Source organism: Streptomyces sp. NPDC007189 (assembly GCF_040703635.1).
Taxonomy (GTDB): domain Bacteria; phylum Actinomycetota; class Actinomycetes; order Streptomycetales; family Streptomycetaceae; genus Streptomyces.
Window position 1 is genome coordinate 189,319 of record NZ_JBEYEY010000008.1, and the last position, 16,006, is coordinate 205,324.

Annotated in this window: 19 protein-coding genes; 12 read left to right on the forward strand and 7 right to left on the reverse strand. The window is 72.4% G+C overall.

Going from position 1 to position 16,006, the window contains the following annotated elements; all coding sequences use genetic code 11:
• Positions 1–4 precede the first annotated feature (4 nt).
• From panD to AB0950_RS18865, 4 genes are read left to right on the forward strand one after another with little or no spacing between them, the layout of a single operon-like run.
• Entirely contained in the window at positions 5–433 is a 429-nt protein-coding gene (gene panD / locus AB0950_RS18850; protein ID WP_360158519.1) for an aspartate 1-decarboxylase, read from the forward strand.
• Between the two features lie 5 nt (positions 434–438).
• A complete protein-coding gene (locus AB0950_RS18855) occupies positions 439–1,185 on the forward strand; it encodes a glucose 1-dehydrogenase (protein WP_360158522.1) in 747 nt (248 codons plus the stop codon).
• 41 nt (positions 1,186–1,226) lie between these two features.
• Positions 1,227–2,039, forward strand: coding sequence for a phytanoyl-CoA dioxygenase family protein (locus tag AB0950_RS18860; RefSeq protein ID WP_360158525.1), 813 nt, complete (start codon positions 1,227–1,229; stop codon positions 2,037–2,039).
• Positions 2,036–3,142, forward strand: a complete 1,107-nt coding sequence (locus AB0950_RS18865) for a zinc-binding dehydrogenase (RefSeq protein WP_366778994.1) — start codon at positions 2,036–2,038, stop codon at positions 3,140–3,142. The genes AB0950_RS18860 and AB0950_RS18865 overlap by 4 nt, the downstream gene beginning before the upstream one ends.
• A gap of 131 nt (positions 3,143–3,273) precedes the next feature.
• Here the strand turns inward: AB0950_RS18865 and AB0950_RS18870 are convergent, their stop codons facing one another.
• Together AB0950_RS18870 and AB0950_RS18875 are read right to left on the reverse strand one after the other, a co-directional pair.
• A complete protein-coding gene (locus AB0950_RS18870; protein WP_360572090.1) occupies positions 3,274–4,110 on the reverse strand; it encodes a helix-turn-helix transcriptional regulator in 837 nt (278 codons plus the stop codon).
• Positions 4,107–4,304 carry a hypothetical protein gene (locus AB0950_RS18875; protein WP_360158534.1) on the reverse strand — a complete coding sequence of 66 codons (198 nt, stop codon included), beginning with the start codon at positions 4,302–4,304 and terminating at the stop codon, positions 4,107–4,109. The genes AB0950_RS18870 and AB0950_RS18875 overlap by 4 nt, the downstream gene beginning before the upstream one ends.
• 230 nt (positions 4,305–4,534) lie before the next feature.
• Here AB0950_RS18875 and AB0950_RS18880 point away from each other — a divergent pair, with 230 nt between their 5' ends.
• Complete coding sequence (locus tag AB0950_RS18880) at positions 4,535–5,704, forward strand: MFS transporter (RefSeq protein WP_360158537.1); 1,170 nt, start codon at positions 4,535–4,537, stop codon at positions 5,702–5,704.
• Between the two features lie 155 nt (positions 5,705–5,859).
• Here the strand turns inward: AB0950_RS18880 and AB0950_RS18885 are convergent, their stop codons facing one another.
• On the reverse strand, positions 5,860–6,438 hold the full coding sequence (locus tag AB0950_RS18885; RefSeq protein WP_360158540.1) for a helix-turn-helix domain-containing protein: 579 nt from the start codon (positions 6,436–6,438) through the stop codon (positions 5,860–5,862).
• 87 nt (positions 6,439–6,525) lie between these two features.
• Between AB0950_RS18885 and AB0950_RS18890 the strand changes: the two genes are divergently transcribed.
• Together AB0950_RS18890 and AB0950_RS18895 are read left to right on the forward strand one after the other, a co-directional pair.
• Positions 6,526–7,407 (forward strand): SDR family oxidoreductase, encoded by an 882-nt coding sequence (locus tag AB0950_RS18890; RefSeq protein WP_360572095.1) that lies wholly within the window; start codon positions 6,526–6,528, stop codon positions 7,405–7,407.
• Between the two features lie 70 nt (positions 7,408–7,477).
• On the forward strand, positions 7,478–8,326 hold the full coding sequence (locus tag AB0950_RS18895; protein WP_366778995.1) for a family 1 glycosylhydrolase: 849 nt from the start codon (positions 7,478–7,480) through the stop codon (positions 8,324–8,326).
• A 98-nt stretch (positions 8,327–8,424) separates the two neighbouring features.
• Here the strand turns inward: AB0950_RS18895 and AB0950_RS18900 are convergent, their stop codons facing one another.
• On the reverse strand, positions 8,425–9,630 hold the full coding sequence (locus AB0950_RS18900; RefSeq protein WP_366778996.1) for an MFS transporter: 1,206 nt from the start codon (positions 9,628–9,630) through the stop codon (positions 8,425–8,427).
• Between the two features lie 260 nt (positions 9,631–9,890).
• Positions 9,891–10,607, reverse strand: a complete 717-nt coding sequence (locus tag AB0950_RS18905; RefSeq protein ID WP_360572101.1) for an SDR family oxidoreductase — start codon at positions 10,605–10,607, stop codon at positions 9,891–9,893.
• Positions 10,608–10,738: 131 nt separating this feature from the next.
• Between AB0950_RS18905 and AB0950_RS18910 the strand changes: the two genes are divergently transcribed.
• Complete coding sequence (locus AB0950_RS18910; RefSeq protein ID WP_366778997.1) at positions 10,739–11,581, forward strand: helix-turn-helix transcriptional regulator; 843 nt, start codon at positions 10,739–10,741, stop codon at positions 11,579–11,581.
• A gap of 42 nt (positions 11,582–11,623) precedes the next feature.
• Positions 11,624–11,935, forward strand: coding sequence for a hypothetical protein (locus AB0950_RS18915; protein ID WP_360158558.1), 312 nt, complete (start codon positions 11,624–11,626; stop codon positions 11,933–11,935).
• Here the strand turns inward: AB0950_RS18915 and AB0950_RS18920 are convergent.
• A complete protein-coding gene (locus AB0950_RS18920; protein WP_366778999.1) occupies positions 11,932–12,573 on the reverse strand; it encodes a TetR/AcrR family transcriptional regulator in 642 nt (213 codons plus the stop codon). The genes AB0950_RS18915 and AB0950_RS18920 overlap by 4 nt on opposite strands.
• A gap of 322 nt (positions 12,574–12,895) precedes the next feature.
• Here AB0950_RS18920 and AB0950_RS18925 point away from each other — a divergent pair, with 322 nt between their 5' ends.
• Both AB0950_RS18925 and AB0950_RS18930 read left to right on the forward strand, forming a co-directional pair.
• Positions 12,896–13,570: a haloacid dehalogenase type II gene (locus tag AB0950_RS18925; protein WP_360158564.1), complete on the forward strand. Its 675-nt coding sequence runs from the start codon at positions 12,896–12,898 to the stop codon at positions 13,568–13,570.
• A gap of 155 nt (positions 13,571–13,725) precedes the next feature.
• Positions 13,726–14,040: a carboxymuconolactone decarboxylase family protein gene (locus tag AB0950_RS18930; protein ID WP_360572107.1), complete on the forward strand. Its 315-nt coding sequence runs from the start codon at positions 13,726–13,728 to the stop codon at positions 14,038–14,040.
• Positions 14,041–14,130: 90 nt separating this feature from the next.
• Here AB0950_RS18930 and AB0950_RS18935 read toward each other — a convergent pair whose 3' ends face one another.
• Complete coding sequence (locus AB0950_RS18935; RefSeq protein ID WP_360158570.1) at positions 14,131–14,724, reverse strand: TetR family transcriptional regulator; 594 nt, start codon at positions 14,722–14,724, stop codon at positions 14,131–14,133.
• 114 nt (positions 14,725–14,838) lie between these two features.
• Between AB0950_RS18935 and AB0950_RS18940 the strand changes: the two genes are divergently transcribed.
• Positions 14,839–15,750, forward strand: a complete 912-nt coding sequence (locus AB0950_RS18940; RefSeq protein ID WP_360158573.1) for an SDR family oxidoreductase — start codon at positions 14,839–14,841, stop codon at positions 15,748–15,750.
• Positions 15,751–16,006: the final 256 nt, after the last annotated feature.

The window sequence follows — 16,006 nt, forward strand, 5'->3', positions numbered from 1 at the left end:
GCTGATGCAGCGCACCATGATGAAATCCAAGATCCACCGGGCCACCGTGACCCAGGCGGACCTGCACTACGTGGGGTCCCTGACCATCGACGCGGAGCTGATGGCGGCCGCCGATCTGCTGCCCGGCGAGAAGGTCGACATCGTGGACATCGACAACGGCAACCGGCTGTCCACGTACGTCATCGAGGGCCCCGCCGGTTCGGGTGTCATCGGCATCAACGGCGCCGCCGCCCGGCTGATCAGCCCCGGTGACCTGGTGATCATCATCTCCTACGCGGACATGGCCGACGCCCAGGCGCGTTCGTTCCTCCCGAGCGTCGTCTTCGTCGACGAAGACAACCGCATCGTGCAGCGCGGCGACGACCCGGCCGACGTACCCGCCGGATTCGGGCTGCTGCGCGGCGACGTACCGGCGGAGGGGACCCCGGTGTGACAGCCGTGGCACAGTCCAGGCCGCTCGCCGTGGTGACCGGCGGCACGCGGGGCATCGGCGCGGCCTTCAGCCGGCGTCTCATCACCCTGGGACACCGGGTGATCGCCCTGTACCGGGGCGACGGCAAGGCGGCTGCCGAGGCCGAGCAGGCCGGCCGTGGCGATCTCGTCGCCCTGCGCGCCGATCTGTCCCGCCCCGGCGAGGTCCGCGCGGCCGCGGCCCGCATCCTCCACCGGTACGGACCGCCCGCCGTGCTGGTGAACAACGCCGGCGTCAACCGGGACCGGCCCTTCCTGTCCATGACCGAAGAGGACTGGGACGAGGTGCTGGCCACCAACCTGTCCGGCCCGTTCCACCTCACCCGCGCGCTGGCCCCGGCCATGGTGAAGGCCCGGCGCGGCACGATCGTCAACATCGCGGCCACCACGGCCATCAGACCGCGCGTCTCGGGCGCGAACTACTGCGCGGCCAAAGCCGGCCTGCTGCAGCTCACCAAGTGCCTGGCGCTCGAACTCGCTCCCCACGTCCGGGTCAACGCCCTGTTGCCCGGTTTCACCGACACCCGCGAGGTCGTCGAACGCTACGGCCTCGAGGACCCGCGACGACTCCAGGAGGTGCTGGCCGCCATTCCCCAAGGCCGCACCGGCACGCCGGAGGACATCGCCGACGCCCTGGAATACCTCGTCAGCGACCACAGCCGGTATGTCACCGGGCAGCAACTCGTGGTCGACGGCGGCCATTTCATGGGCTGAGCCCCCCACAAGCCCCTCGGACGAAGGAACAAGGAACAGCTATGCGTTTGACCCAGCAGCAGGTGGACGAGTACCGCGCCAACGGATTCCTGCTCGTGGAATCGCTTCTCGGCCGCGACGAGGTACGGCAGTTGACCGACGCCTTCCGACGTGACGGCGACGTGCCCGGCCCGCACCTCGTCACCGAGGACGGCGGCAGCCAGGTGCGCGCCGTCTACGCCTCGCACCGCCGGCAGCCGGAGTACGCCGGCCTGGTCCGCGATCCACGGATCCTTCCGGCGGTCCGCCAGTTGCTCCCGCAGGACGTCTACGTCTACCAGTTCAAGATCAACGCCAAGCCGGCGTTCGGCGGCGACAAGTGGGCCTGGCACCAGGACTACCTGGCCTGGCGGATCGCCGACGGCCTGCCCGCCCCGCTCCAGGTGAACATCGGGGTCTTCCTCGACGACGTGACCGAGTTCAACGGGCCCGTCATCTTCCTGCCCGGTTCCCACCGCGCCGGGCTGGTGCACCGGGAGCGCAAGGCCGACGCGAAGTCGGCGCAGCACCTCGACCCCGACGACATCTCCCTGAACCCGGAGCAGCTCGCCGCGCTCGTGGATCGGCACGGCATGACCAGCCCTAAGGGCCCTGCCGGTTCCGTGGTGTTCTTCTCGCCCGAGATCGTGCACGGCTCCGCGCCCAACATGTCGCCGTGGGCCCGCCGGCTGCTCATCGCCACGTACAACGCCTGCTCCAACCCGCCCCGCCCGCAGGGCGAACCGCGGCCCGACTACGTGGTGTGCCGCGACACCGCGCCCCTGCAGCCGCTGGAGCACCGTTTCTCCGACGCCCTGGGGATGGTGACCTCGTGACCGGACGCACCGGACGGGCCGTGGTGCTGGAGGAGTTCGGCGCACCGCCCGTGCTACGCGAGTTCCCCGTGCCGCCGGCGCCCGCCGAGGGGATGGTCCTCGACCGCCTGTACGGCGGGATCTGCGGGACGGACCTGCACCTGCAGCAGGGCCATCTGCCCATACCGACACCGCTGGTCCTCGGCCACGAGGGGTACGGCTGCGTCCTCGAACTCGGCGCGGGCGGCGGCCGGGACGCCCTGGGCGAGCCGCTGTCGGTGGGGGACCCTGTGATGTGGGCGTCCTCCATCGCCTGCGGCCTGTGTCCGCCGTGCCGGCTGCACCGCGAGCCCACCCTGTGCCAGAACCGGCGCACCTACGGAGTCAACCGCGCCCTGACCGACGGCGTGGCTCTCTCGGGTTCGTGGGCGGACCACATCGTCCTCCAGCCGGGCACCACCGTGGTGCGGGCGGCGCCGGGCGTGTCCGCCACCGCGGCGATGGCCCTGGCCTGCGCCGGTCCCACGGTCGTGCACGCCTTGTACGAGCGGCGGCCCGTGCGACTGGGAGAAACGGTGATCGTCCAGGGCAGCGGCCCGGTCGGGCTGGCCGCGGCGGCCTTCGCCCAGCTCGCCGGAGCGGCACGCGTGATCATCGTCGGCGGTCCCGAAGGGCGACTGGCCGCGGCGGCCGCGGCCGGCATCGGCGACCTGCACCTGGACATCGTGGGCGCATCGGACCCCGAGGCGGTGCTGCGCGAGGCACGGGCCGCGGCCGGTCCGGACGGCGCCGACCTCGTCATCGAGTGCGCCGGGGTTCCCGACGCGGTGGCCCAGGGCCTGACGCTGGCCCGCAGGGGCGGGTCCTACCTGGTCATCGGCCAGTACACCGACGCCGGTGACACCAAGCTCAATCCGCACCAGATCGTGTACCGGCAGCTCGACGTGACCGGCTCGTGGGCCTTCACCGGCGCGCATCTGGTCGAGTACGTGCGGCTGCTGCCCGCCCTCGCCGCGCGCTTCGACCTGGAGAGCATGGTGGCGGTCTACCCGTTGGACAACCACGCCGAGGCCCTGGCCGACGTGGCGGCGGGCGCCGTCCTGAAGGCCGTACTGACCGGCTGACCGGCCGCGCGGTGAGCGCCCCCGCTCACCGGGCGCCGAAGGGCACGTCTCCCCTGCGTGCTTCAGGCGCCGCCGGCACGCCGAGGTGAGCCCCGCGGGTCCGGGTCCCCGTACGACCGGGCCCGCGGGGCTCATTCGCCTGCCTGCATGCGGCGCAGGGCGTCCTCGGAGTCCCGGTCGTCGGGCAGGTAGGCGAGGAAGTGGTGACCGGGCTCGTCCACGGCGGCCAGCTTCACGTAGCGCAGGCGCAGTTCGCCGACGGCCGGGTGCCGGAAACGGCGTACCGAGGGCTGGAATCCGGCTGTCTCCCGGCGCTCGTACCAGCGGGCCGCGTCGTCGTCGGACAGCAGCTCGCCGATGAGTTCGGCGAACCGCGGGTCGTTCGGCCGGCGAGCCGCCCGGGACCGGAACTGGCCGAGCAGGGCGCGGGCCTCGTGTTCCCAGTCGGCGAGCAGGGTGCGGGCCGGCGGCCAGCGGAACACCAGCCAGAGGAGGTTGCGCTGCTTGGGGTGCAGCCGTGCCGGATCCGTCAGCAGCGCGGCGTACCCGGCGTTCCAGGCCAGCAGGTCCCAGTGCGGGTCGAGCACCACGGCGGGGTGCGGTGTCATGGCCTGCACGAGCGTGAGCAGGTTGCGTGACACCCAGGTGGGGGCGTCGGCGGGCGGCCTGCTCTCCTCCACGAACGACAGCACGTGCGCGGTCTCCGCGGCGTCCAGCCGCAGCACCCTCGACACCGCGCGCAGCACCTGCTCCGAGGTGCGCACCCGGCCCTGCTCCAGCCAGGTGTACCAGGACAGGCTGATACCGGCGAGTTCCGCGACCTCGGCCCGCCGCAGCCCCGGTGTCCGGCGGCCCGGGGCGTACGGCAGGCCCACGTCCTTCGGCGTCAGCCGTTCCCGGCGGGACCGCAGGAAGGCCCCCAGTTCGCGGCGGGGGGACTCGCCCGGCGGTGTGGGTGCGGTGCTCACCGGCCACCGTGCCGGCGGCCGGCCGTGGCCGGCCCGGAACCGTGGTGCACGGCGAGGCCCGGGCGCACGTCCAACTCGGCCGGCTGGCACCGTGGTTGGCCGACGTACGGCGCGCGGAGACCGAACTGCGCGCCGCCCTGGGCCGCGGTGGGCCGTGCGCAGGTGTCCAGGGGCGACAGCCTGCCGCGCGTCATGGTGCCTCTCCTCCGCGTGGCGGGCGTCCGCCCGGCCGCGGGCGCCCTCTTGTGATGCTGCCGTCACCAGGCGCGATGCCGAACCGGCAGGCTGTGAGTGATGGTAATAGCCAGCGGTCTCCGCCCCGAGGGGCCCGGTGCTGGACTGGGTGGCGGACCGGATCCGCCCAGGGTCGGTCGTCTCTGTCACCCGTTCTCGTCGAACCCTCTCGGAAGGGAGCGTCCACCCCGTGACCACCACCGCGTCGGTACCGGTGGCGACCTTGCCCGCGTCCGCCTTGCGGCTGTTGCGCACCGCCGGATTCGTCAGCAACTTCGACCGCTTCTGCATCGCGCCCATGCTGGTTCTCATCGGCCCCCGGCTCGGGGCCCCGCTCCCCACCGTGGTGCTGGCCGCGAGCGGCTACTACCTCACCTACGGGCTGATGCAGCCGGTGTGGGGGGTGGCCAGCGACCGATGGGGCCGCGTGTGGGTGATGCGGGTGTCGCTCACCGGCGCGGCACTGGCCGCCCTGGCCTCGGCCCTCGCTCCGAACGCCCCCGTGCTGATCGGGGCCCGCGCCCTGGCCGGCGCGTTCTTCGCCGCCTCCATCGCCGCGTCCTTGACGTACGTGGGCGACACGGTGCCCGCCGCCATCCGGCAGCGCCCCCTCAGCGAGCTGATGACCGCGTTCGCACTCGGCACCGCCGTGGCCACGGTCGTCGCCGGGGCGCTGGCGCACTACCTCACGTGGCGGCTGGTGTTCGCGCTGCCCGGCGCCCTCGCCGCCTACCTGGCGGTGGCCCTGCGCCGCCTGCCCGAGCCGGAGCGGGCCGCCTCCGGATCACTGCTGGCGCCCTTCCGCGTGGTCCTGTCCTCGCCCTGGCAGTGGTACGTCATGGCGGTGGCGATGCTGGAGGGTGCGGTGCTCCTCGGCTTCCTGACCTATCTGGCCCCGGCCCTGGAGGCGCGCGGAGTTCCCACCACCCTGGCCGGTGCGGTCGCGGCCTTGTACGGGGTCGGTTCCATGGCGGCGGCGCAGGTGGTCAAGCGGCTCGTCGGGCAGTGGTCTCCGGTGGGCCTGATCGTGGCGGGCGGGGTGCAGATGGCTGCGGCGTACCTGCTCGCCGGGTACAGCCAGTCCACCGGGGCGCTCGTCGTGGTCGCCCTGCTCCTCGGGGGTGGCTGGTCCTTCATGCACTCCACGATCCAGTCGTGGGCGACCGCGCTGTCCCCGACGGCCCGCGCAACGGGCGTGGCCATGTTCGGCGTCGCCCTGTACGTGGGCAGCGCCGTGGCCAGCGGGCTGGCGGCCTCCACCGCTCAGGCGCACGACTACCGGCCCCTGTTCTGGCTGGCGGCGCTCCTGACCGTGCCCCTGACGGTGGCCGCGGCGGTGGGCCGGGCACGCTATCGCTGAGGGGCGGTCTGGTACGTCGGCCGCGGCTGGGGCCGAGCGTCGGCGCAAGCGCCAGCGCCTTACGTGCCTTCGCCGAGGTCGACGGTGAACTCTGTGTCTCGCACCAGCACGGGGGCTCCCGTTGCACAGCGAAGGCGCTTCCCCAGTGGCATCGGTCAGTCCAGTGACGCCGCTGCCGCGCGCAGCTCCTCCAGGGCTGCCAGGGCATGAGGTGCGAGCCCTTCCGTGTCATCACGGTCGCTCGCGCACCAGCGGGCGTAACCGCGCTTGAACGCGAGGACGCCCAGTTCGCCCGCGAGGTGTGCGGTCGGCTCAGGGACACCGCGGGCGATGAGCGCGGCTGTCATGGCGGCCGCGAGACCGACGCTCTTGAGGGCGTCGCGTTCCTGAAGTTCGGCGCTGGCCGCCACGGCCGCTTCGAGGCGGGGGCCGAGTTCACGGTTCGCCGGCCCCATGGCGCTCGATGCGCGCTCGAGACCGGCCGCCACCGCCTGAAGCGGGCCGGCGCTCGCGGGCGCCTCGGCGATGCCGTCGGCGAGCAGCCTGCTGAGCGTCTCCTGACCGGCGACCAGCACCTCGCGCTTGTCGGAGAAGTGCCGGAAGAAGGTGCTCTTGGTGACGCCGGCGCGCTCGGCGATCTGCGCCACCGTGGTGGCGTCGTACCCCTGCTCGGTGAACAGGTCGACGGCCGCAACGACGAGTCGCTGGGCTGCCCCCGGTTGCCATCTAGCCATGAGACCAGAATAGGTGATGGGACTGTTGTCCCATCACCGTGTATGGTCAGTGATGGGACAACAGTCCCATCACTTCAGGGAGCGCTCATGCATGTCTTCGTCACCGGCGGTACCGGCACCATCGGCTCCGCCGTCGTCGCCGAACTGCTCGGCAACGGCCACACCGTCCTGGCGCTGGCTCGCTCGGACGGCTCCGCGCAGGCCCTCGAAAGCGCCGGCGCCAAGGTGCTGCGGGGAGAGCTGGCGGACCTCGACGTCCTGCGGTCCGGCGCCGCACAGGCCGAGGGCGTGATCAGCCTGGCATTCGGACGCGACTACAGCAGTCCGGACACGCTCGCGCGGGCCATCACCGAGGAGAGCGCCGCTCTCGCCGCGCTGGGGCAGGAACTCGTCGGAAGCGACCGCCCGCTCGTCACGGTCTCGGGTACGCCGTGGGTGCCGGGGCGCGCCTCCACCGAGGCCGATCCGCTGCCGACCGACGGACCGGTGGGCGGCCGGGGCCGTTCGGTCACAGCACTGCTGGACCTCGCCTCACGCGGCGTGCGCAGCACGGCTGTCCGCATGCCGCGCACGGTCCACAACGAGGGCCGGGGCGGATTCGCCGGCCTGTTGGTCGATGCGGCGCGCCGCACCGGGGTGGCCGGCTACCCGGGCGACGGCACCCAGCGCTGGCCGGCCGTGCACGCGCTCGACGCGGCGGTCCTGTTCCGCCTGGCCCTTGAGTCGGCACCGGCCGGGACGTCCTGGCACGCCGTCGCCGACGAGGGCGACGCGGTGCGGGACATCGCCACAGTCATCGGCCGGCGACTGGGCCTGCCGGTCCAGCAGGTTCCGCAGGAAGACTTCGGCCCGTTCGGCCCGATCTTCGCCATGGACCAGCCGGCCTCCAGCGCCCACACCCGCGAGGCCCTGGGATGGCAGCCGACCCACTCCAGCCTGCTTGAGGACTTGGAGAACGTTCAGCCCTGACAGGCAACGCAGAGCACCCTAGGCGCGCCGATCTCCTGTCCAACGCTGCTGTGCGGAACCGAAGTTGCTCATGCAGAACCCGGACACACATCGGATCATCACGTCTCGCCGCCCGTTCCGCCCGTCTTCTCCTGGCCGCCGCAGCCGTGACGGCCCTCGCAACCACCGCCGCCTGCGACTCCGACGACGCGGGGGACGCCGGAAGCTCCGCGGACGCCAGCAGCTCCGCGACCCCCTCCCCCACCGCCCCCGCCCTACGCCAGCGCCAACGTCATCCCGGCCGCCCTGCAGGACGACTTCCAGGAGACGTTCACCCGAGCCCACCGCGCCGCCCGCGAGGCGATCAAGGCTCGCCGCGCCGACCTGCCCGTCGGCGTCTCCATCGCCGTCGCCGACGAGGTGGCACTCCCCGGCGGCGAGAAGCACCGGGACGCCACGCGCGCCGCCGTGTACGACCACTGGCTGCGCGAGGCACGCCAGGACGACTTCATCGGCGTACAGAACTACGAGCGCGTCGTCCACGGCCCCGACGGCGAAGTGGTGCCCGACGGGGAACTCAACGGCATGGGCACCGCCATCGCGCCCGCCTCCCTCGCCGGCGCGGTGCGCTACGCCCACGAGGTGGCGGGCGTGCCGGTCCTCGTCACCGAGCACGGAATCCAGACCGCCGAACGACACCCAGCGCGCCGCCTTCATCCCCGCCGCGGTACGCGAGTTGGCGGCCGAGATCGCCGCCGGCACGCCCGTCCTCGGCTACTGCCACTGGACCCTCATGGACAACTTCGAGTGGATCTTCGGATACGGCGCCCAGCTCGGCCTCCACGAGGTCGACCGCGCCACCTTCCAGCGCCACCCGAAGCCGAGCGCACGGGCGTACGCCGACGTGGTGCGCGACTACCGGGGGACGGCGGCGCACTGACCTGGGCGGGGCCCGGTACGACGCGTATGCCGTCCGGACCAGGACGGTGCCGAGGGCGAGGATCGGGGCCGCCGGGAGTGCGGCCAGACAGCCACCGGTCACCGCCGGAGGGAACCATCGGCGCTGTGCCGTGGTGAGTCCCGCAGGCCGCCGAGCGCCAGAGCCGTCATCGCCACCGCGGCCCCCGCCGCGACACCGAAACCACCGTGCGAGCCCGCCGTGTCCACCACCCGGCCCGCGACCGCCGCGGCGCCCGCTGATCCTGCCGCACTGGCGGAGTTGCCCCAGGTGAAGGCCTGGGTGAGGACGGCGCGCGGGACCGACGACTCTGTGAGGACGGAGGCGAGGATCAGGAGGACGGGCACGACGAGTCCGGTCAGGGCGAGGGTGGCGCCGACCGCGAGAGGTGCGTCGAGGAAGGTCAGCGGGAGGCTCGCGAGGGTCAGGCAGGCGGCGGCTGCGGCCTGGTGGCGCCGGGGTGAGCCGCCGTGGCGCCACGCTCCGTATGCCCAACTCCCGAACAGGTTGGTGCAGTTGGAGGCGGCGTAGAGCGGCGCCGCCGCATCCGGCGTGCCGCGGCCGACGGCGTACGCGGTGACCGACACCTGCATCGCGCCGAAGAACACCCCGAGCGCGAGGCCGAGCGCGACCTGCCGCAGGAATGCGGGGTGAAGCAGGGCGCGTCCGGCGTGCCGGTGCTCGGTGCGGCCGGTGAGGGACGGCGTGGTGCGGCGCTGGGCGGCGAGGGCGAGCCCGCCACCGACGACGAGGGCGGCGGCGAGCAGCAATCCGGCGCCCGGGCGGCCCGCTGCCCCGAGGACGCCCACCAGGGCCGGTCCTGCCAAATAGGACACGCCGTTGGCGAGGGCCTCCAGTGCGAAGGCGGTGGGCAGTGCGGCAGCCCGTTCGCCGGACAGCAGGGCGGACCAGCGAGCGGCCGACAGGGCACCGAGCTGGGGCAGCGTTGCCCCGACGAGCACTCCTGCGACCAGGTCCGGAACGGCGCCGGCGAGCAGCAGCACCACGGCGGCGGCATGTGCGCCCAGCGCGCAGGGAAGCACCCGCGTCTGCCCGAACCGGTCGACAAGACGGCCCAGTTGGGGCCCCGCGACGGCGTCCGCGACAGCGAATCCGCCGGTGACGAGACCCGCGGCGGCATACGACCCGGTGCGTGCGTGCACCAGCCAGACGATGCCGATCCCCGTCATGGCGATGCCCAGACGCCCGACGGCAGCGGGAAGGAAGAAGGCCGCGGCACCCGAAGTGCGCAGCAAAGTCCGGTAGTTCGCCGAAGCCGAAGGCACGGCGCATCCCTTTCGCCGCCCGGCGGGACGCGCCGCACGAGGTCGTCGGCGTCCGGATGTGCCGACCCGTGGCTGCGCCTGAAGCCGTCCAGTGGTGGCGTGGAGCGGGGACGCGCACCCCACGCCGACTCCGTCACCGGGCAGATGTCATGCGGTAGTTGGTGACCTCCTTGAGCGTAGAGGAACGGCACGCGGAAACGAACAGGCCGCAGACCGCTTGCCAGGGACCCAGCGGGCCGCGTGGCTCACAGGGGAGCCGCTCACCACGGCACCTTGGTCCCGTCCCACGAGAAGAACGCGCCCGTCGGCCCGTCGTCCGGGAGGAGGGCCAGGCGTACGGCGCCTGCCGCAGCCTCCGCCGGGTCGCCGCCCGTGGCCATCGCTCCGGGGACCAGGTCGGTGGCGCGCCGGCCGGGGGCGAGGGCGTTGACCTTGACGCCCTCCTCGGCGAGCGTCTGGGCGTAGAGGAGCGTGAGGGCGTTGAGGGCGGCCTTCGAGGAGCGGTACGCGGCGGAACCCGGACGGCCCGGCGGGAACTGGGGGTTGGGGTGCGTGCTCCAGGTCAGGGAGGCCGTGCCGCTGGAGATGTTGACGATGCGGGGGTGCGCAGAGCGGCGCAGGGCCGGGAGGAAGGCGTTGGTCACCTCCACCACGGCGACGACGTTCGTCTCGTACGCCCGGCGGAACTCCTCGGCGTGGGACTCGGTCGGCGGGGCGAGGGACGGGTTGATGCCCGCGTTGTTGACCAGGACGTCCAGGCGGTCCACCCGCGCTGCGGCCTTCGCGACACTGTCGGCGTCGGTGACGTCGAGCACCAGGAGCCGCGCGTCGCCGCCGATCTCCTCGACGGCCTGCCGCCCCCGCGCGGCGTCACGTGACCCCACGTACACGGTGAAGCCCTCCGCGACCAACCCGCCCGCGATGTGCCGGCCGATTCCCTTGTTGGCACCGGTGACCAGTGCTGTGCGATCGTTCATGACAGCCACGGTCCTCGCGGCGCGACGGCCGTGCCAGGGATCACCTGTACCAGGCAGCCCGAGGAAGAGCAGGCCCGGGCAACGGCAGTCCCAGGAGAACCCGAGGACGACGGCCGCCTAAGGAGGCGTTCATGCCGAGGCAGGAGCTGGCCCGCTTTCTGCGGGAGCGTCGGGCGGCGCTGCGTCCGCACGCGGTGGGGCTGCCGGCCGGCACACCTCGCCGCACGCCGGGCCTGCGGCGAGAGGAGCTGGCGGAACTGGCCCACATGTCGGTCGACTACTACGTACGGCTGGAGCAGGCCCGCGGGCCCCGGCCGTCCGCCCGGATCCTGGACTCGCTCGCGCGGGCCCTGCGGCTCACGCCCGCCGAGCGCGACCACCTCTTCCGTCTCGCGGGATCGGCCGCGCCGCCCGGCGCCGGACCCGTGCGACAGGTGCGCCCGCATGTGGCCCGGATGCTCCAGCGGCTGCCGGAGACCGCCGCGATCGTCACCGACGCCGCCTACGGTGTCGTGGCGTGGAACCCGCTGGCACAGGCGCTGCTCGGCGGTGATCCGGGGCGCGGGACGACGAACCTCGCGCGGCGCCGGTTCCTCGGCGAGGGGCCGATGTACGACCCGGCCGGTGCCGAGGAGTTCGGGCACGTCCTGGTGGCACGGCTACGGCGCGCCGCCGACCGCTATCCCCATGACAGCGCGCTCGCCGCCCAGCTGGCCGAACTGCACGAACGCAGCGAAGAGTTCCGCCGGCTGTGGCAGGCCCGACCCGTGCACGCGCCCGGCCACCGCACCAAGACCGTCGACCACCCGACGGCGGGCAGACTCCGGCTGAACTGCGACGTCCTGCTGGTGCCCGAGGACGACCAGGAAGTCGTGCTGATCACCGCGGACCCTGGCTCGCCCTCCGCACGTGCCCTGCGCGAGCTCGCCGAGGCGAGCCGGTCAGCCCCCGCCGGCGTAGCGTCCGATCAGTAGCACCTCATGCTCGGCTCGCCTTGAAGACGAGCCGGGCCGGCCGTGGCGTCAGGGGGCCAGTGCGGTCAGGCAGAGGTCGACGGCGGTGTCCTCGTAGGCGGCATCCACCGGTTCGCCGTTCCCCATCCTCATGAACCCCGGGCGGCGGCCGAGGCGTTCGCCGCCCGGCCGTGGTGCCTGCGCCGGCACTGGTGCAGCCGGCTGGAGAACCCGCACCGCGGCTCCGGGCTGAAGGACCCGTGGGACGAGCCCTACCAGGACCTCACCCGCGCGGTGGCCGAGACCAACCACCGGCTGGCCGGACTGGTGCGCCGGCGTTCCTACGGCGCGGCAGGCGCCGACCGCGTCGGCTAGCCGACCGCGTGGCAGCGGATGCGGTCGATCATCGCGTCCAGCACCGCCTCCAGGGCGGCGGTGTCGCGGTGGGTCTGGGTCATGAGCAGGCCGCCCTGGAGCGCCGTCAGCAGCGCGAGGGCGAGCCGGCCCGCGTCGGCGTCCCCGTCCAGCTCGCCCCGCTCCTGCATGGTGCGCAGCCCGTCGCGGATGGCGTTCTCCCACTGGCCGTACGCCGCCACGAGCTGGGCGCGGGCCTGTGGATCGAGGTCGGAGAGCTCGGCGGCCAGCGAACCGAGGGGGCAGCCGCCCCGGCAGCCACGGGCATGCTGCACCTGGATGACGGCATCACGCCAGGCCTCCAGGGCCTCGAAACTGTCCAGTCGGCTCAGCAGCGGCCGCTGGAAGCCGAGCACCTGCTCGGTCTGGTGCCGGATGACGGCCTGGACGAGGGACCGCTTGTCGCCGAAGTAGTGGTAGAGCTGCGAAGCGCTGGTCACCTGGGCGGCCTTGAGGATGTCCTCCGTGCTGGTGCCCGCCACGCCGCGCTCGTACATCAGCTTGGCCGCCGCCGCCACGATGCGGTCACGAGTGGCCCGCCCCTTGGCGGTCAGACGGCGCTCCTGGGTACTGCGGGACTCCTCGGTACTGCTGCTCATCACTCGCTCACGCTAACAGAGGGCGCGACTTTTTTTAGAGTTGACAATCTAATGCGTGAGAATAGAGTGGTCGCTCTAGAGATGAGGGGGTGGGGGCACAGCCGTGCCGAGGCGTGCGCGCACGGCGCGTGAGCCGAACTTCTTTCCGATCGGAGCGGATGGTGTTCCTGAACGGCAAAGTCGCACTGGTGACGGGCGCGGACCGCGGAATCGGGCGGGCCATCTCCCTGACATGGGGCGTGTCCGACCCCAGCTGACCCCCTCCCCCGCGCTCCCGCGCGGTACCCCGCCTCCCACCACCGACCATGGAACGGAACCACCCGTGACCCGGATTCTGGCCTTTGATGTCAACGAGACGCTGCTGGACCTCAAGATCCTGGACGGGCCCTTCGAGGCCCTCTTCGGTACCGCGAAGCTGCGGCCGCAGTGGTTCGGCCAGATGCTCCAACTGTCCTTCGTCGGCGGTCTGACCGGCGCCTACGTGGACTTCACCACCGCCCAGCGGGCGGCCCTGCGCATGCTCGCGCAGCGTGAGGGCGTGTCACTGACCGAGGAACAGATCGAGGAAACCGTCGGCCTGATGGCCTCGCTGCCCCCGCACCCCGAGGTACCGGCGGCCCTGCGCAGACTCGCGGGCACCCCCCTGCGCCTGGTGGCCCTGACGAACTCCGTCGAGGAGGTGGCGGAACGGCAACTGCGCCACGCCGGCATCCGGGACCTGTTCGACCGGGTGATGTCGGCGCATGCCGTCCGCAGCCTCAAGCCCGCCCCGGAGCCGTACCACGCGGTCGCCGCCGCCTTCGGTGTGCCCTCGGCGGAAGTGCGCCTCGTCGCCGCCCATGCCTGGGACGTCACAGGTGCCCTGCACGCCGGCTGCAAGGCGGCATTCGTGAGCCGCCCAGGCGCGGTCCTCAGCCCCATCGGTCCCCAGCCCGACATCGTCGCCGGCGACATCAGCGACATCGCCGACCTCATCATCGAACGCGACTGCCCCTGAACGAGGCCGCACTCGAGTCGGTGCCGGGTCGCTTCCTCCTGTGCCCGGTGTACCCCGAGCCGATCAGCTTCCTGTCGCAGCGGTGAACCGGGCCGAGGAGAATGAAGTGCGCCGGTCGCTGTCGGACGACGTCCGCCGGAAAGGGGAATGTCCCCATGTTCGACATGAAGAACCTTCGCCACCTCAAGGACCTGGACCGGAACGCTCCGCAGGCCATGGAAGCCTTCTGGGCGTTCGACAAGGCCGTGTTCACCGACGGCGCCCTGACCACGCAGCAAAAGCAGCTGATGGCCGTCGCCGTGGCGCTGACGACGCAGTGCCCCTACTGCATCGAGCTGCACACCAAGGCGGCACGGGAGGCCGGCGCCGATGACGCCCAGCTCACGGAAGCCGCACTCGTGGCCGCCGCGATCCGAGCCGGTGGTGCCGTGGCACATGCGACACACCTCTTCCACGACGCTTCTCCCTGAGCCGGCCCATTGACCCACGGATGTCGGGCTCGGACCGCCGGAGTGGGCCGCCGCGGTTTGCTCGTGATGATCGGTGGCCGTGCGCGGGGCTTATCGGCTTTCAGGCTGCGCCTGTGCCGGTGGGACGGTCGCGGAGAGGGCGCGCAGATCGTCGAAGGCTTGCAGGAGATGCGTGTCCAAGCTCTGTGAGGGGTCGTCGATCCAGGCTTGGGCCGCTTGGTGGAAGGCGGCCCAGCCGGTGTGGGCAGCCAGGCCGGCCAGCCGGTCGGGGACTCCGCGCTGCCGCAGCGCCTCCGCTACGGCTTCGGTGAGCGACGCGGCCTTGGCCAAGTCCCGTTCGCGGAGCGCTGGTGTCACCGCGATGATCTTCAGTCGCGGTTCCGAGAACGGGCGGTTCTCCTCGAGGATCCGTCCGGCTTTCCGGAAGGCGCCAAGCAGTACGTCGAGCGGTCGCAGGCCATCCGGGGCGTCGGCGACTTCCTGCATCAGCGCGGCACGGAGGTCGGCTTCGCCGTCGAAGAGCACCTCGCGCTTGTCCGGGAAGTGCCGGAAGAACGTGCGCTCGTTGACGCCGGCCCGGGCGGCGATCTCAGCCGTGGTGGTCTGGTCGAACCCGCGTTCCCGGTACAGCTCCAGGGCCGCCTGCTGAAGGCGGCGGCGCGCTTCTGCTCCGCTCCGTGGCATGCCTCGAGGATACCGGAAATGTCAGTCACCGGCGCTACTTGACGCCAGTGACTGGCGCTACCTAGAGTCTCGCGCCAGGTAGTGCCAGTCACTGGCGTTTAAACGGGGGGCGTCATGCATGTCTTTGTCACCGGTGGTTCCGGCCAGACCGGCCCGGCAGTCGTCGCCGAGCTCGTCGCGGCCGGCCACTCGGTCACCGGTCTGGCGCGCTCGGATGCCGCCGCCGCCCGGCTGGAGTCACTGGGGGCCACCCCACACCGCGGCTCCCTGGACGACCTCGACAGTCTGCGCCGCGGTGCCGCAGCCGCCGACGGCGTCCTGCACATGGCCTACGGCGGCGACTTCTCCGACCTCGGCGACATGAAGCGGCGCGACCGGAACGCGATCGAGACGCTCGGCAGGCCGTTGGCACACTCGGGCAAGCCGCTCGTCATCACCTCGGGCACCCTGGTGATGCCCGCCGGCCGGGAGACCACCGAGATGGACGAGCCCGACACGGCCGGGCTCGCCGCCTTCCGCATCGCCGGAGAGCGAGCGTGCCTGGGCTTCGCCGCCAGTGCGGTGCGCGCGAGCGTGGTCCGCCTCGCTCCGACCGTCCACGGCCCCGAAGACCACGGTTTCATCCCCATGCTCATCGCCACCGCCCGGAAGACCGGCGTCTCGGCCTACGTCGGCGACGGCAGCAACCGGTGGCCTGCCGTCCACCGGCTCGACGCGGCGGTCCTGTTCCGCCTCGCACTGGAGAAGGCCCCTGCAGGCAGCGTGCTGCACGGAGCAGCCGAGAGCGGGGTCACCCTCAAGAGCATCGCAGAGACGATCGCCCGGGGCCTGGATCTGCCCACCGTCTCGCTGACCCCCGCCGAGGCCGCCACGCACTTCGTGAGCCCGTTCATGGCCGCCGCCTACGGCTTCGACGGGCCCGTCTCCAGCGCTCACACCCAGGAGCTGCTCGGCTGGTCTCCCACCCACCCGACGCTGCTCGACGACCTGGAGCACGGCGATTACCTTGCCGCGCCGGCGCCCTGACAACCTCACACGGAGACGCGCTGACGCGGCGGCCCGGCTCGGTGCGTGAACCAGCATCACTCGCCGCTGGGACGGACCACCTGCGCTTTAAGAGAGAGACCCGGACCGCATCCCGGACCGGCTGAGCAGCAGCGCTTCTACCGTCCCTCCGTTCGCGCACGCATCACGGTCCTCGAACCGAGCCGCTCGTCTCACTCCGGGCGGACCGGCCGGTGGCTGTCGCCTCGTAGTCGGCCGCCAAGAGACGATAGAAAGG

Excerpts from the sequence above, each read along its gene's own strand:
- AB0950_RS18920 (WP_366778999.1), bottom strand. The coding sequence starts at position 12,573 with ATGAGCAGCAGTACCGAGGAGTCCCGCAGTACCCAGGAGCGCCGTCTG.
- AB0950_RS18885 (WP_360158540.1), bottom strand. The coding sequence starts at position 6,438 with ATGGCTAGATGGCAACCGGGGGCAGCCCAGCGACTCGTCGTTGCGGCC.
- AB0950_RS18905 (WP_360572101.1), bottom strand. The coding sequence starts at position 10,607 with ATGAACGATCGCACAGCACTGGTCACCGGTGCCAACAAGGGAATCGGC.
- AB0950_RS18890 (WP_360572095.1), top strand. The coding sequence starts at position 6,526 with ATGCATGTCTTCGTCACCGGCGGTACCGGCACCATCGGCTCCGCCGTC.
- AB0950_RS18895 (WP_366778995.1), top strand. The coding sequence starts at position 7,478 with ATGCAGAACCCGGACACACATCGGATCATCACGTCTCGCCGCCCGTTC.
- AB0950_RS18860 (WP_360158525.1), top strand. The coding sequence starts at position 1,227 with ATGCGTTTGACCCAGCAGCAGGTGGACGAGTACCGCGCCAACGGATTC.
- panD (WP_360158519.1), top strand. The coding sequence starts at position 5 with ATGCAGCGCACCATGATGAAATCCAAGATCCACCGGGCCACCGTGACC.
- AB0950_RS18875 (WP_360158534.1), bottom strand. The coding sequence starts at position 4,304 with ATGACGCGCGGCAGGCTGTCGCCCCTGGACACCTGCGCACGGCCCACC.
- AB0950_RS18940 (WP_360158573.1), top strand. The coding sequence starts at position 14,839 with ATGCATGTCTTTGTCACCGGTGGTTCCGGCCAGACCGGCCCGGCAGTC.
- AB0950_RS18930 (WP_360572107.1), top strand. The coding sequence starts at position 13,726 with ATGTTCGACATGAAGAACCTTCGCCACCTCAAGGACCTGGACCGGAAC.
- AB0950_RS18910 (WP_366778997.1), top strand. The coding sequence starts at position 10,739 with ATGCCGAGGCAGGAGCTGGCCCGCTTTCTGCGGGAGCGTCGGGCGGCG.
- AB0950_RS18935 (WP_360158570.1), bottom strand. The coding sequence starts at position 14,724 with ATGCCACGGAGCGGAGCAGAAGCGCGCCGCCGCCTTCAGCAGGCGGCC.